The 13047-nt window shown below is 64.8% G+C and carries 13 protein-coding genes and 2 tRNA genes; 4 read left to right on the top strand and 11 right to left on the bottom strand.

Going from position 1 to position 13047, the window contains the following annotated elements:
* Positions 1-42: 42 nt before the first annotated feature.
* Both AC54AG_RS14875 and AC54AG_RS14880 read left to right on the top strand, forming a co-directional pair.
* The gene (locus AC54AG_RS14875) at positions 43-612 is read left to right on the top strand and encodes a hypothetical protein (protein ID WP_496630783.1); all 570 of its coding nucleotides are present in this window, start codon (positions 43-45) and stop codon (positions 610-612) included.
* The gene (locus tag AC54AG_RS14880; protein WP_496630784.1) at positions 605-1147 is read left to right on the top strand and encodes a hypothetical protein; all 543 of its coding nucleotides are present in this window, start codon (positions 605-607) and stop codon (positions 1145-1147) included. The genes AC54AG_RS14875 and AC54AG_RS14880 overlap by 8 nt, the downstream gene beginning before the upstream one ends.
* Here AC54AG_RS14880 and dbpA read toward each other — a convergent pair.
* From dbpA to AC54AG_RS14910, 6 genes are all read right to left on the bottom strand, one after another.
* Positions 1134-2558, bottom strand: coding sequence for an ATP-dependent RNA helicase DbpA (gene dbpA / locus AC54AG_RS14885; RefSeq protein ID WP_485879488.1), 1425 nt, complete (start codon positions 2556-2558; stop codon positions 1134-1136). The two genes, AC54AG_RS14880 and dbpA, sit on opposite strands and share 14 nt — an antisense overlap.
* 110 nt (positions 2559-2668) lie before the next feature.
* On the bottom strand, positions 2669-2905 hold the full coding sequence (locus AC54AG_RS14890; RefSeq protein WP_034758223.1) for a hypothetical protein: 237 nt from the start codon (positions 2903-2905) through the stop codon (positions 2669-2671).
* A 212-nt stretch (positions 2906-3117) separates the two neighbouring features.
* A complete protein-coding gene (locus AC54AG_RS14895; RefSeq protein ID WP_496630785.1) occupies positions 3118-4782 on the bottom strand; it encodes an acid phosphatase in 1665 nt (554 codons plus the stop codon).
* A gap of 105 nt (positions 4783-4887) precedes the next feature.
* Positions 4888-7383 carry a TonB-dependent siderophore receptor gene (locus tag AC54AG_RS14900; protein WP_496630786.1) on the bottom strand — a complete coding sequence of 832 codons (2496 nt, stop codon included), beginning with the start codon at positions 7381-7383 and terminating at the stop codon, positions 4888-4890.
* A gap of 101 nt (positions 7384-7484) precedes the next feature.
* Positions 7485-8495, bottom strand: a complete 1011-nt coding sequence (locus AC54AG_RS14905) for a FecR domain-containing protein (protein ID WP_496630787.1) — start codon at positions 8493-8495, stop codon at positions 7485-7487.
* A 1-nt stretch (position 8496) separates the two neighbouring features.
* On the bottom strand, positions 8497-9015 hold the full coding sequence (locus tag AC54AG_RS14910; protein WP_331777672.1) for a sigma-70 family RNA polymerase sigma factor: 519 nt from the start codon (positions 9013-9015) through the stop codon (positions 8497-8499).
* Between the two features lie 228 nt (positions 9016-9243).
* Between AC54AG_RS14910 and AC54AG_RS14915 the strand changes: the two genes are divergently transcribed.
* A complete protein-coding gene (locus AC54AG_RS14915) occupies positions 9244-9912 on the top strand; it encodes a hypothetical protein (RefSeq protein WP_496630788.1) in 669 nt (222 codons plus the stop codon).
* A gap of 68 nt (positions 9913-9980) precedes the next feature.
* Here AC54AG_RS14915 and AC54AG_RS14920 read toward each other — a convergent pair.
* The 5 genes from AC54AG_RS14920 to AC54AG_RS14940 form a co-directional block, all read right to left on the bottom strand.
* Positions 9981-10057, bottom strand: a tRNA-Met gene (locus tag AC54AG_RS14920).
* Between the two features lie 145 nt (positions 10058-10202).
* Positions 10203-10279, bottom strand: a tRNA-Met gene (locus tag AC54AG_RS14925).
* Positions 10280-10335: 56 nt separating this feature from the next.
* Complete coding sequence (locus tag AC54AG_RS14930) at positions 10336-11514, bottom strand: methyltransferase (RefSeq protein WP_496630790.1); 1179 nt, start codon at positions 11512-11514, stop codon at positions 10336-10338.
* 58 nt (positions 11515-11572) lie between these two features.
* A complete protein-coding gene (locus AC54AG_RS14935; RefSeq protein WP_496630791.1) occupies positions 11573-12430 on the bottom strand; it encodes a hypothetical protein in 858 nt (285 codons plus the stop codon).
* A gap of 61 nt (positions 12431-12491) precedes the next feature.
* Positions 12492-12701: a hypothetical protein gene (locus tag AC54AG_RS14940; RefSeq protein WP_034755039.1), complete on the bottom strand. Its 210-nt coding sequence runs from the start codon at positions 12699-12701 to the stop codon at positions 12492-12494.
* 177 nt (positions 12702-12878) lie between these two features.
* On the opposite strand from AC54AG_RS14940, the gene AC54AG_RS14945 reads away from it, so the two are divergent.
* Positions 12879-13046: a hypothetical protein gene (locus tag AC54AG_RS14945; protein ID WP_166449232.1), complete on the top strand. Its 168-nt coding sequence runs from the start codon at positions 12879-12881 to the stop codon at positions 13044-13046.
* Position 13047 lies beyond the last annotated feature (1 nt).

A 13047-nucleotide genomic window follows, 5' to 3' on the forward strand; every position in this document is an offset into this window, starting at 1 on the left:
AGATGTCCGGCATAATGGCCGCTTGATGACACTGGAGATGCCGTGAAGCGCCGTTTGCTGCTATTGAGTTGTTGCCTTGCCTTTTCTGCCGCCCGGGCGGCCAGCGAATGCCCGGGCTTTCCCGCGCTGGCCACTTCCAGCGAGACGCTGCTGGCGCAAGTGCGCGCGCTGCCGCCCGTCGGCATCGACCGCGAACGGCAGGCGTGCGCGCCGGCGACCGTCATCGATTTTGCCTACAGCGGCGGGGTGCTGTGCAGTTTTGGCAGTGAAGTGGAGGCGGCGACATCCGCCGTCACGCGCCTGGCCGATGGCGGTGAACTGGTCGAATACCTGTATCTGTTCCCGTATGCGCCGGCCACGCATGCGCGCTTGCTGGTGCTGCTGGCCGCGCGTTTTACACCTGTCGACAGGGCGGCCTGGCCCGCCTTCCTGCAGGGGGGCAGGCCGGGCAAGGAAACCACGGCCCTGTTCACGCATGGCGGCTTTTATATCTCGCTGGGCAAGCCCACCGAAGGCGATCCTGCTGAATGGTATTCGAATGTGATCTTTGAAAAGATGGACAAGCCTGCGCTGGGCGTGCGCAAGGTCTGCAAGGAAGCTGGCGATGGCTGAAGCGGATGCCTTTCCGGCCGCATTGGCCGGCACTGTGGCGCAGCTGTTGCCTGCGCTGGGCAGTAACCACGCACACCCGCCATTTGCCGTGCGCCAGGATGGCGAGACTTTGCTGATCCCGACGCGCACGTATTACGATAGCGAGCGGCTGCTGGCTTGTACGCGGCTGCCCGGCGATGCGGGCGTGATTGCCCTGTGCCTGGGCGCGCGCCACCATGACGGCCATGTGCGCGAAGCGTGTGCAAGGCAGCTGTTGCTGCAGGAGCGGGCGTGGACGGTGCCGTTTGTCGTGCACCTGTGCGGCGAATACGTGCTGGAGATTGTCGAGATAATTGGCGCGGCGCTGCCGGCCTGGAATACGCAGGCGCTGGCGCGCTACCTGCGGGAGAACCCCGCCTATGTGGACACGCTGGAGCGGCGCACGATCAGTTACTGGAGCTGCTACTACCGCGGGCGCCATCCCGCGTGGGATAGCTACCCGGGACGCAGGACCATGGCGGCCCTGCGTGCATTGCAGCAGCTTACGCCTCGATAAAGCGCATCTTGAAGCTGCGGCCCTTGATATTGCCGAAGTCGCGGCCCAGGGTATTGCCCGCGTTCAGGCGCTTGAAGGCCGCTTCGGCCACCTTGCGGTCCAGCGCCACGTAGGTCATGAACTCGAACACGTTGATCTTGCCCACCTGCTCCTTGGTGAGGCCCGCGTCGCCCGTCAGCGCGCCCAGCAAGTCGCCCGGGCGCAGCTTGTCCTTCTTGCCGCCCATGATGCACAGGGTGACCATCGGCGCCGGCAGCACCTCCATGCCGTCATCTTCCGCCAGTTCCTTCAGGTCGTGCCATTCGGCAGCGCTGTTCTGGTATTGCTCGATCAGCTTGACCCATTTTTTCTCGTTCGGCGCGCACAGCGACAGGGCCAGGCCCTTCTTGCTGCCGCGCCCCGTGCGGCCGATGCGGTGGATGTGTACTTCCGTGTCCTTCGACACGTCGACGTTGATCACGGCGCCCAGGTCGGAAATATCGAGGCCGCGCGCGGCCACGTCGGTGGCCACCAGCACGGAGCAGCTGCGGTTGGCGAACAGCACGAGGATTTCATCGCGCTCGCGCTGTTCCAGCTCGCCGTACAGGGCCAGCGCGGAAAAGCCTTGCTGGCGCAGCTCGTCGGCCAGTTCGCGGCAATGCACCTTGGTGTTGCAGAAGGCCAGCGTGGATTCCGGCTTGAAGTGTTTGAGCAGTTTGCCGACGGCGCTATTGCGCTCGTCGAAGCCGATTTCATAGAAGCGCTGCTCGATCTTGTCGTTGTCGTGCTGCGCCTCGACCGTCACTTCCAGCGGATTGACGAGGAACGACGCCGTGGCGCGGCGGATGTCTTCAGGGTACGTGGCCGAGAACAGCAGGGTCTGGCGACGCGCCGGGCAGGCGCTGACGATGCCGGCGATTTCTTCGTAAAAGCCCATGTCCGTCATGCGGTCCGCTTCATCGAGCACCAGCGTTTGCACGTGATTCAGGTTGATGGTGCCGCGGCCCAGGTGGTCGCGCAAACGGCCCGGCGTGCCGACGACGATGTGCGCGCCGTGTTCCAGCGAAGCGATTTGCGGGCGCATCGGCGCGCCGCCCGTCAGGGTCAGGATCTTGATGTTGCCAGCCGCGCGGGCCAGGCGGCGCAGTTCATTGGCCACCTGGTCGGCCAGTTCGCGCGTGGGGCACAGCACCAGGCCCTGCACGGCAAACCAGGCCGGATTGAGCTTGTGCAGGATGCCGATGCCGAAGGCGGCCGTCTTGCCGCTGCCCGTTTTCGCCTGGGCGATCAGGTCGCGGCCATCGAGTACCGCCGGCAGGCTTTGCGCCTGGATGGTGGTCATCTCGTGGTAGCCGAGCGAATCCAGGTTGGCCAAAAAGGCGGGCGTCAGCGGCAGGCTGGAAAAAGAAGTGGTGGCGGATGTGGTGTTCATAAGGGCGGAGCCGGTAAAAAGCGGGTGGATGGGCACAGTCTACAGGCGTTATACGCCCTTGTGCGGATGGTTGTGGAAGCTGGCGGCAAACGGCCGCCGGCGTTGGTGTACTAGTTGTCGGGCGCCCAGATGGGCAAGCCGGTCAGATCGAGGCCGGCGTCGCGCGTCCATACGGGCAAGCCCGTGGCGTCGGTCGGCTCCAGCAATTCGAGCTGCACCTGCTTCAAAGCCACCTTGCGCGCGCGCGTGCGGCGTTGCGGTTCCGGCGCCGGCTCAGGCGCCTCGTGCGCTGGCGGCGGGCCGAAACCGGGCAAGTCGATGGTGGCGTTGTCTTTTTTATCTCTCATTTCTGAACCTCTGGTCCCTGGCCGCGAAAACATGGCGCCGGGGAGCGGGCAAAAAGCTGTCCGCGATGTGAATACTCTGTACGCTTCGTCCACAAAACAAAAGCCCGGCTACTGGAGTCGGGCTCATTGTTGGAACAACCGTCAGGAATACCTGTCCTGCGGATTTAAGTGCGGCACGCAGTGTATCACAGGCGTGCCGCATTGTGGGTGGCTTAGCGGAAGCTCAGAGCGCCCGTCAGGTCGCCCGGCGGCAGCGCGCCGCGCGACGCAAAGGCGTCGTTGCGCACTTTCAAGCCTTCGAGCAGCGGCAGGTCGTGCAGGCGCGTAATCAGGCGCAGGATCGACGTGGTGTCATAAAAACTGTGGTCGACGGCGCCTTTCTTCGCGTATGGCGAGACGACGATGGCGGGAATGCGCGTGCCCGGACCCCAGCGGTCGCCTTTCGGCGGCGCCACGTGATCCCACCAGCCGCCGTTTTCATCGAACGTGATCACGACGATCATGTCCTTCCACTGCGGCGATTCCTTCAAATGCTGGATGACGTTGGCCACGTGCTGGTCGCCCGATTCGATATCGGAATAGCCGGCGTGCAGGTTCAGATTGCCCTGCGGCTTGTAGAAGGTCACGGCCGGCAGCTTGCCCGCCACGGCGGCGGCGAGGAATTTGTTCGAGATCGGGCTGTCGCCTGTGCCGCCGTCGCGCAGGTGCTCGGCGCGCGCGGCCGTGCCTGGCGCGAACTGCTTGAAGTAGTTCAGCGGCTGGTGGTGGAACTGGAAGTTCGGCTTGCTGCCGCCGCCTTTTTGGTCGAGCGCCGCTTGCCAGCCGCCGCCATACCACGCCCAGCTGACACCCTTGCGCGACAGCAGGTCGCCGATGGTGTCATAGGTTTGCGGCGGCAGGGTGTTCGCGTCGGCCGGGTCGGCATGCAGCGGGTCGCCGTCGAAGGCGGGGCGGATGTAGCTCGGCTGATATGGCGGTGCCATGGTGTTGACGGCATAGCCGTCCGGCGTGATGGCGCCGTCGTTCACATATTTCGGCTTGCCGTCCAGCGCCGAGGCGGGGCAGTCGGGCGAGATCGCCAGGCGCACGCCTTGCGGGCCGTCGGACAGCACGGCGATTTTTTTCTTCGCCGCCGTTTCGGCCGCGTTGAAGTATTCGTTGGCGCGGCCCGTGACGAGGAACTGGTGGTTCATATAGGAGCCGCCGAAGGCCGCCATGAAGAAGTTGTCGCACAGCGTGTATTGCTCGGCGATCTGCCACAGGTTCAGGTTTTTCGACGTTTCGCCGTAGTGGCCCATCACCAGGCCGCCGCTGTCGGCCCACGCGGCAAAGCCGTCGTTCTTGCCGCCGTTGATCTGCATCTGGTTGTTATAGAAGCGGTGTACGAGGTCGCGCGTGATGATGCTCTCGGGCAGGGGTTTGCCGGCCGCGTCGCTCAATTTGTAGGGCGCGTTGGGCAGGCCGGAAATCTGGTCTTCCTTGATCAGGTAATCGGTGCCGCCGATATTTTGCTGGTTCGGCACGAGGCCGCCCCAGATCTTCGGCAGGGTGGCCAGCGGCTTGCCGTCGCGGTCCAGCTGCTGCGCCTGTTCCGCCGTGACGGCGGACAGGGGCGCGCTGGTGCCGGGGAAGTTGGCGAACAGGTTGTTGAAGCTGCGGTTTTCCAGGTAGATCACGACCACGTTCTTGACGTGCGCCTTGAGTTTCGCGTCGAGCGAACCCTTGGCGATGGTCTTTTTGGCGGGCGCGGCGTCGGCCAGCGCCGGCAGGCTGGCGGCCAGGCCGACTGCGGAAGCAGCCTGGAAAATGCGCCGGCGCGAGGGATTGGCGGGTTGGTCGGCCGGATCGGCTGGCAGGGCGGGGGCGAGGTCCTTCACACATTCTCCTTGGGTGTCTCTATGGGCACGGGCGTTGGCGGCAATGGCCGGCAACGCCCGTGAAGCGGGAAAATTGTATCACCGGCCCTGCGCCGGTGTGAAATGCTAGAACTGGTAACGCACGCTCAGCGCCACCTTGCGCGCCGGACCATACATGCCCGAGTACCACCAGTCCGACACGGAAGCCGTGTATTTTTTGTCGAACAGGTTGGCCACGTTGACGGTGGCAGACAGCTTGTCGTTGACGTCGTAGCGCGCCATCAGGCTGGCCACCGAGTACGCCTTCTGTTCCCAGTGCATGGTGCTGTTGATCTGCCACGCGTCGATGTCCGAATACACGCGGCTTTGCCAGTTCACGCCGCCGCCGATGGTCAGGCGATTGAGGTCGCCGGGCAGGCGGTAGGTGGTCCACAGTTTCACCAGGTGGCGCGGGAAGGTGGTCAGGATGGCCTTGCCGGCATTGTTTTCCGTCTGGCTGTACGACCACGAGGCAGACACGTTCCAGTCCTGTGTGATGGCGCCCGTCGCTTCCACGTCCACGCCCTGGGTCTTGGCGCCCTTGATGGCGCGGTTGGCAGGATTGTTCGTGCCAGGCACGGTGTAGCCGGGGTCCGATTCGGACAGATTGCTCTGGCGGATCTGGTACAGCGCGGCAGAGGTGTTCAGGCGGCCATCGAGCCAGCCGCTCTTGATGCCCGCTTCAAAGGTCTTGCCTTCGCGCGGCGCCAGCAGCTTGCCGTAGCGGTCTTGCGATGCTTGCGGCTGGTAGATGGTGGAGTAGCTGGCGTAGGCGCTGTGCGTGCCGTCGATATCGAATACGAGGCCGCCATACGGCGTGAAGACACGGCTCTCCGAGGCGGGGGACGCGCTGTAAAAATTCACGGAAGGCGCGTCCGAGATGTAGTTCTCGCTGTAGCGCAGCACCTTGGCGCCAGCGATCAGTTTCAGGCGTTCGGAGAGGTTGAAGCGGCTGGCCGCGTAGGCGCTGGCCTGGCGGCGCGTGCTGTCGTAGATGACGGTGGTACCGCCAAACACGGGCGTTGCCGTGCGATTCCAGCGGTACAGGTTGACGGGCGTGTTTTCGACGCCCCGGTCGAAACGGCCATCGGTCGTGCTTTGAAATTCGCTGTAGTCCATGCCCAGCACCAGCTCGTGCTGGCGGCCGAATGCGCTGAACGGCCCGCGCACATTGACGTCCACGCTGTTGACCTGAAGCTGGTAGTCGCGGTAGTCGGCGTTCAAGCTCAGGCCATCGCCCGTGGCCTGGTCGGGAAAGCCGCCACTCACGCTCAGGTAGACGGCGCGTTCTTCCTGCGACGATTGCACGCGGTTGGCCGAGATTTTCAGCTTCCAGTCGTTGGCCAGCGCGTGCTCCACGGTGGCGAAGAGGTCGGTCGAATTGGTGTCGAAGCGGTTCGACTTGGCGGCCGGGCTGAAAGAGCGTGGCAGGTCCGTCATGACGCCATTGCTGTAGAACAGGGGGAAGCCCAGGTAGGACAAGGATCCGTTCGAGCGCTTGCGCTGGTGCGTGACGCCGGCCGTCAGCTTCGTGTCGCGTGACAGATCCGCTTCGACCACGCCGTAGACCACTTTCTTGTTGCGGCTGTAGCCGTCGATGATGCTGTCGCCTTCTTCGTACACCGTCACCAGGCGGCCGCGCACGGTGCCAGTCTCGTTCAGCGGACCCGAGACGTCGGCCATGGCGCGCCGCTCATCATAGGAAGCCAGCTCGCCCTCGACCGAGGCCTGGAACTGCGCCGTCGGCTTCTTGCGCACCATGTTGATGGCGCCCGAAGCGTCGCCCGCGCCCGTCATCAGGCCCGAGGCGCCGCGCAGCACTTCGATGCGGTCGTACAGCGCCATGTCGGCCAGGCTTTGCGACGGTATCGCATTGAGGCCCAGGTTTTCCGAATGCGTGCTGACGCCATCGAGCTGGTAATTGGTGATCGAATAGCCGCGCGAAGTAAAGCCCGTGCGTTCGCTGCCCAGCGAGAACAGCGTGATGCCCGGCGTCTGCGCCATCACTTGCGCGATCGTGTTCAAGCCCTGGTCCTGCATGCGCTGCTGCGTGATGACGCTGACCGACTGCGGCGTTTCCCTGACCGACAGGCCCAGCGGCGTGGCCGTGGCGATCGGCAGGGTGGAGACATACGCGCCCGAGCCTTCCGTCGCATCCTGCTGCGCCTTGACCGACACTTCCGGCATCATCGCCATCGCTTCGCCACCTGCCGCCGCATCGGCCGGGCGCAGCACATAGCTGCCGTTGGCGCTGCGCTCGGCCTTCAGGCCCGTGCCGCGTAGCACGCCGTTCAGGGCGGCCAGCACGTCGTGGCGGCCGCTCAAGCCGGCCGAGGTCTTGCCGCGCGTCTGCTCCGGCGTGAAACTGAGGATGACACGCGACTGGCTGGCGACCTGGCGCAGCGCCGTGGCCAGGTCGCCGGCCGGCACCTGGAAGTCGAGGCTGGCCGCAGCGGCGGCCGCGCTTTCCTGCGCCAGGGCTGGCGTCTGGACGTTCAGCAGCAGGGCCGAACCGATGAAGACAAGCTCGATGGCATACGCCATGGGTTTGATACGCGGCTTGGAATGAATGGCAGGAGACATGGTTACCTTGTGGTGTAGTCGTCAAAAAGAACGTTGCCTACACAGGTCACGCGAGAATTGGAAACGGGTACTTTTTTTTGCGCCAGCGTCAAAATATATTTTCAGCGCGGCTGGCGCGCCTCGACCTGCACCCAGTAGCGCGTGCGCAGGCGCACGTCCACGGGCAGGGAGTCGGGCAGCGACAGCAGCACGGCATCCAGGTCGGCCAGCGGGAAGACGCCGGAGATGCGCAGGCCGGCGACGGCGTCGTCGCAGCCCAGCAAGCCGTGGCGGTAGCGGCTCAGTTCATGCAGGAAGTCGCGCAGCGGCATGGCGTCGGCCAGCAGCAAACCCTGGCGCCAGGCCCAGACATCGGGCGAGACGGCGTGCGCGGGCAAGGTATTCTGCGCCGTCATGCCGCCGCCCTGGCCCGCGCGGAGCACCGGGCTGGCGTTGCCATGGCGCGGCATCAGCCGCACGGCGCCTTCCTCGACGGCGACCAGGGTGCTGCCGTTCGCCTGGCGCACCGAGTAGCGCGTGCCCAGCGCCTGCGCGTGGCCTTGCGCCGTTTCGACGAGGAAGGGGCGGTAGGGCATGCCCGTTTCGCGGGCCGTGGCGATGAACACTTCGCCCTGCACCAGTTGCAGCAGGCGCTGCGTGCCCGTGTAGCGGATGTTGACGGCGCTGCCGCTGTTCAGGTGCAAACGGCTGCCGTCGGGCAGGGTCAGTTCGCGGCGTTCGCCCACGCCGGTGGACAGGTCTGCCAGCGCGGCGCGGGCCATGTCGGGCGCATATTGCGAGCGCGCGCCGAACCAGCCCGTGAGGCCGATGGCCGAGACCCACGCCAGCAACTGCAGGCTGCGGCGGCGCGAGATGGTCGAGGCAGGGCGGGAGCGCTGTGTCAACGCCGTGCGGCTGGCCTGTGCATCGAGTTCGCGCAAGCCGCCGCTGACGCTTTCGATATGTTTCCACGCCCGTTCATGGTCGGGGTGCGCCTGGCGCCACTGCTGCCAGGCCGTTTTTTCCGCCGGCGTCGTTTCGCCGCTCATCAGGGTGGCCAGCCATTCGGCTGCCTGCATGGCGATGGCCAGGTCGATGGGCTGGCCCTGTGCGTAGACGGTGGCGCCGCGCATGTCAGGAGGCGGCAAAATCGGGCACGGCAAAAAAGCATAGCAGGTTGGCCTTGCTCAGGTATTTTTTGACGGAATGCGTGGTGGTGCCGAGTTCGGCGGCAATCTCGGCGTAGGTCATGCCGTCCAGGTGGGCCAGCAGGAAGGCGGCCCTGGCCTTGGCGGACAGCTGGTCCAGCGCGCGGTCGACCAGCTGCAACGATTCGAGCAGGATGGACATCGCTTCCGGCGACGGCGTGCTCGCTTGCGGCTGGTGCAGCAGGGCGTCGAGGTAAGCCCGTTCCAGCTCTTCGCGCCGGCAGTGATTGGCCAGCAGGCGCTTGGCGATGGTGGCCAGGAAAGGGCGCGGCTGCGCGATCCCCGCACTGCTGCGCGCAACGAAGATCTTGATGAAGGTATCCTGCGCCAGGTCGCCGGCCAGCCCCGCATCGTGCAGGCGGCGCTTCAGCCAGTGCAGCAGCCAGGAATGGTGCTCGGCATACAGGGCCTGGAAGTCGGACGGAGGGGAAGGGGCGGACAGCATGCGAAGAGGGCGGGATAGCTTAATCTAAATGAGAATTGTTCTCATAATAACGCAGCGGCGCGCGCCAGGCAATCAGGAAAACGCGGCGTTGCTGAAATGCGACTGCGCGCCCGGGCCGCGCGCGGTGCCGGATTTGCGCCTGCGCACGGCAGATGTAAAAGTTTCCTTAGCGCAAGCTTTCATGTGAGAAAATGCGGCTTGTCGATGTGGTGCGGAGCGGAGCGAAAAATGATGTGGATGGTTGGCGGTGCCCTGATTCTATTGGTCGCCAGATTTTTATGGCTGGCCTATTTTCATCGGGTCAACGCGATGTCGCGCCAGGCGGAATTGATGAACTGGCTCGATATCGGCCGGGTGTCGAACCCCGATGGCGGCAAGGATATTCTGTTGGCGAGAAACGAGCGCGGCGCCCGGATCGACTGGCGCACGGGCGAAGTCTGGCTGATGAATCCCAAGGTGGCCGAGCCGTTTGCCGATTTCCTCGCCGTCGAGCGCTGGCTGACGATGCGCGACATGCCGGCGGCGGGCAAGCCGGCCGCAGCCACGCCTGCGCCAGTGGAGCCGGAACCGGAGGCGGCGCAGGACGCCGGACCCGTGCGCGACACCTTGCCGGGCTTCCAGCAAAAAGTCGATGCGTGTTTGGCCAAGGCTGAGGGTGGCCAGGAATTGCTGGAAACCAAGCAGGCGTTCGAGGCGGGCAGCGAACCCTATCTCGAGGCGTCGACTGAGTTGAGCAAGACGGCGCTCGAACTCGAAGTGTCGCCAGCCATGGTGGCCACGTTTCATATCAGCGCGTTCGCCGCCCTGGCCGAAACGGCGGGCGCCGACAAGCTGGAAAGAGTAGCGGCCAGCCTGCACGCGGCGGCCAGGCAGATCAGGGCCAGCGTCGCCGTGTAAAAAGCGGGCCTGACCCGGAATGAAAAAAACCGCTGACTCCCTTGCAGGAATCAGCGGTTTTTATGTGTTGGTTGCGGGGACAGGATTTGAACCTGTGACCTTCGGGTTATGAGCCCGACGAGCTGCCAGACTGCTCCACCCCGCAGGCGAATTATAACCGAGTTTGTTGCATTGCGAAAGAGCGGATTGACACGAAGGGCATTTGCTTTGCATGAGGGCGGTAGGCATGCTGCGCCGCAATGGAAAAAACCGCTGATCCCTTTGCAAGAATCAGCGGCTTTTTATATATCTGGTTGCGGGGACAGGATTTGAACCTGTGACCTTCGGGTTATGAGCCCGACGAGCTGCCAGACTGCTCCACCCCGCAGGCGAATTATAGCGGGGTTTGCTGCAATGCGCAATGGCCGGGTTTCAGACCCTCGATTACGCCGCCGCCAGGCGCCACAGTGAGGTGACTTCCTTCGAACGGGCCGCATGCAGGCTGTCGGTGGCGTCCTGCGCGCGCGGGTGCGTGGGTTTGACGTCCAGGCGGTCGACGACTTTCAAGCCCGCCTGTTCTATCCATTCGAGCAATTGTGCGCGCGGGCGCAAGCCCAGGTGCTCGGCCAGGTCCGACAGGATCAGCCAGCCTTCGCCGTTTGGCTCCAGGTGGTCGGCCAGGCCGGCGAGGAAACCGCGCAGCATGCGGCTGTCCGGATCGTAGACGGCGTATTCGATCGGCGAGCTGGGGCGGGCCGGCAGCCAGGGCGGATTGCACACGACGAGCGGCGCGCGGCCGGCAGGGAACAGGTCGGCCTGCACCACCTCGACCTTGTCGATCACATCGAGGCGGGCCAGGTTTTCGCGCGCGCAGGACAGGGCGCGCGGGTCCTGGTCGGTGGCGACGATGCGGGCGACGCCGCGCTGCGCCAGCACGGCGGCCAGCACGCCCGTGCCGGTGCCGATGTCGAAGGCCAGGCTGGCGCGCGCGGGCAGCGGCGCTTCCGCCACCAGGCCCACGTATTCGCCGCGGATCGGCGCGAACACGCCGTAGTGCGGATGGATGCGCTGGCCCAGGGCCGGCAGTTCCACGCCCGTGCGGCGCCATTCATGCGCGCCGATCAGGCCCAGCAGTTCGCGCAAGGAGGCGATAAACGGCTCTTCGCCGCGGCCATACGCTTCATTGCACGCCAGTTTCACGTCCGGCGCGCGGCGCAGCGGGATTGTGTAGTCGGCATCGAAGGGCAGCAGCAGCATGGCCAGGGTGCGGGCGCGCTGCGACTGGGCCTGGCGGTGCAGATGGAACGCTTCCGTGGCGGTCGGTTCCGGCTTGGCCAGCTTGGCGGCCTTGGCCTTCTTGCTTGGCTTGTCGTTCTTGTGGTCGGCGCGCCGTGCCAGCGCCTGCAGCAGCTGGCGCGCGTTCTGGAAGTCGCCGCGCCACAGCATGGCCGTGCCTTCGCAGGCCAGGCGGTAAGCCTGGTCGGCCGTCGTGCGGTCATCGGCGATGACGACGCGCTTGGGCGGCGGCATGCCGCTTTCCGAACGCCAGCGGGCCGAATGCTCGGCGCCGTTTTCGCTCCAGTGGATCTGCTGATGAACGGTAGGTGAAGAAGTGTCGGACATGGGATTCAATCGATAGAAGGGGGCGCGCGGCATGGTCGCCTGCGCAGGCCGTCTTCCATTATACGTTGCTGGCCGTGCCGTCTGTGCTGCCGGCGCTGTCCGTGCCATAGGCGAGTGCCAGCGCGCGGGCGCGCGCCTGGTCTTCCGGCGTGGTTTCCACGATTTTCTTGCCGGCGTCGGCCACCGCGTCCGGCTGCACCAGCTTGAGCAAGCGCAAGCTCAGGCTGCCCGCCAGGTCGCCATCGTTGCCGCTGGCGCTGGCGCCGTCGGACATGCCCTGATAGAGATTGCTTTGCAATTGCTGGCCCAGCAGCTTGAACAGGTCGTGCAGATTGCCGGCGAAATGCGTGTCGGGCAACTGTTTGGCGGGCAGGAAGCCGTCATCGGATGCCGGGGCTTCCGGCGTTTCGCTTTGGGTGTGCTCAAGCACGCCCGCGCTGATGTTCGATTGATATTGCACTTCCACTTCGAAGTCGAAGGTCTGGCCGTCGGCCGTCGTGATCTTGCCCTTGCCGATGAAATGCGCGTTTTCATCGAGGCTGAAGGCGGCCGCGCGGCTGCTGCCATTGGGGCCCGAGACGCTGGCGCTGCCGCTGCTGAAGCTGGAGCCGGCTTGCAAATCGACCGAATCGAAGGCGATGGTGGCGCCGTCGCCGAACAGCTGGCGCGTCATGTTGCTCAGGAAATCCTGCGCCACGTCGACGGTCGCGTTGCCCAGCGCATCGGTGCGTTGCGACAGCCCCTTGGCCGACAGGTCCAGGCCATTCTTCGACAGGGCCACCACGTCTTGCGCCGTGCGCTGCATCAGGGACGAGCCGGCCAGGCCCATGGCGCCGTTGCCCGTGCGGGACGGCTGCTGGCCAGCCAGCGTAGTCGAGGCGGGTTGACGGCTGGCGAGGGCGGGAAGCTGGGACATGGCGGTTTCTCAATGAGCGAAGTACCGTTATTAACGGCGTTCTACGCCCATTCTTTAACCATTAGTGGTGGTGCGACCAGCTACCGTCCGCCGATTCCAGGTAGGACTTGACGGCATCGGCCTGGCCCGTGGCGTGGCGCTTGAGTTCGCCGCATGCGCAAATGCCCTGGTATGGCTGGATATGCGAGCAGGCGGAGACTTTTTGCAGGTAGACCTGCATGGATTTGTGACATTTGACGCACTTGAAGGTGAGGCTGCGGGCGGCTTTCATGGGGTTCCTTGAACTGTTGCGGGGCGCAGGCGGTAGCTGCGCGAAGGCGGCGATTTTAACTCACTCCGCCTGCCGTTACATACTGTTGCAACTGCGCCACGCTGAAGTCAACTGAATCCGGTCTATCACGTTGAGACACTACGGAGGCCATCTGGCATCCATTGACGAGGTAGCACCATGGACAAGCATGACAAGGAAAAGCCTGCACAGCCCGCCAAGGAGCTGGTCAGGAAGTGGCTGAAAGCGGAGCTGGAACAGCGCCGGCCGCCGCCCGACCCCGAGCAGATCCGCCGCGAACTGGGCTGGGATATGCTCAGGCTGTGCCGGGAGCCGGCCAGCCGTTAGC

Source organism: Janthinobacterium sp. BCJ23 (assembly GCF_059617945.1).

Bases quoted from the DNA above. Each gene is read 5' to 3' on its own strand.
- AC54AG_RS14880 (WP_496630784.1), top strand. From the start codon at position 605: ATGGCTGAAGCGGATGCCTTTCCGGCCGCATTGGCCGGCACTGTGGCG.
- AC54AG_RS14905 (WP_496630787.1), bottom strand. From the start codon at position 8,495: ATGCGCGGCGCCACCGTCTACGCACAGGGCCAGCCCATCGACCTGGCC.
- AC54AG_RS14910 (WP_331777672.1), bottom strand. From the start codon at position 9,015: ATGCTGTCCGCCCCTTCCCCTCCGTCCGACTTCCAGGCCCTGTATGCC.
- AC54AG_RS14930 (WP_496630790.1), bottom strand. From the start codon at position 11,514: ATGTCCGACACTTCTTCACCTACCGTTCATCAGCAGATCCACTGGAGC.
- dbpA (WP_485879488.1), bottom strand. From the start codon at position 2,558: ATGAACACCACATCCGCCACCACTTCTTTTTCCAGCCTGCCGCTGACG.
- AC54AG_RS14935 (WP_496630791.1), bottom strand. From the start codon at position 12,430: ATGTCCCAGCTTCCCGCCCTCGCCAGCCGTCAACCCGCCTCGACTACG.
- AC54AG_RS14900 (WP_496630786.1), bottom strand. From the start codon at position 7,383: ATGTCTCCTGCCATTCATTCCAAGCCGCGTATCAAACCCATGGCGTAT.
- AC54AG_RS14940 (WP_034755039.1), bottom strand. From the start codon at position 12,701: ATGAAAGCCGCCCGCAGCCTCACCTTCAAGTGCGTCAAATGTCACAAA.
- AC54AG_RS14915 (WP_496630788.1), top strand. From the start codon at position 9,244: ATGATGTGGATGGTTGGCGGTGCCCTGATTCTATTGGTCGCCAGATTT.
- AC54AG_RS14890 (WP_034758223.1), bottom strand. From the start codon at position 2,905: ATGAGAGATAAAAAAGACAACGCCACCATCGACTTGCCCGGTTTCGGC.
- AC54AG_RS14945 (WP_166449232.1), top strand. From the start codon at position 12,879: ATGGACAAGCATGACAAGGAAAAGCCTGCACAGCCCGCCAAGGAGCTG.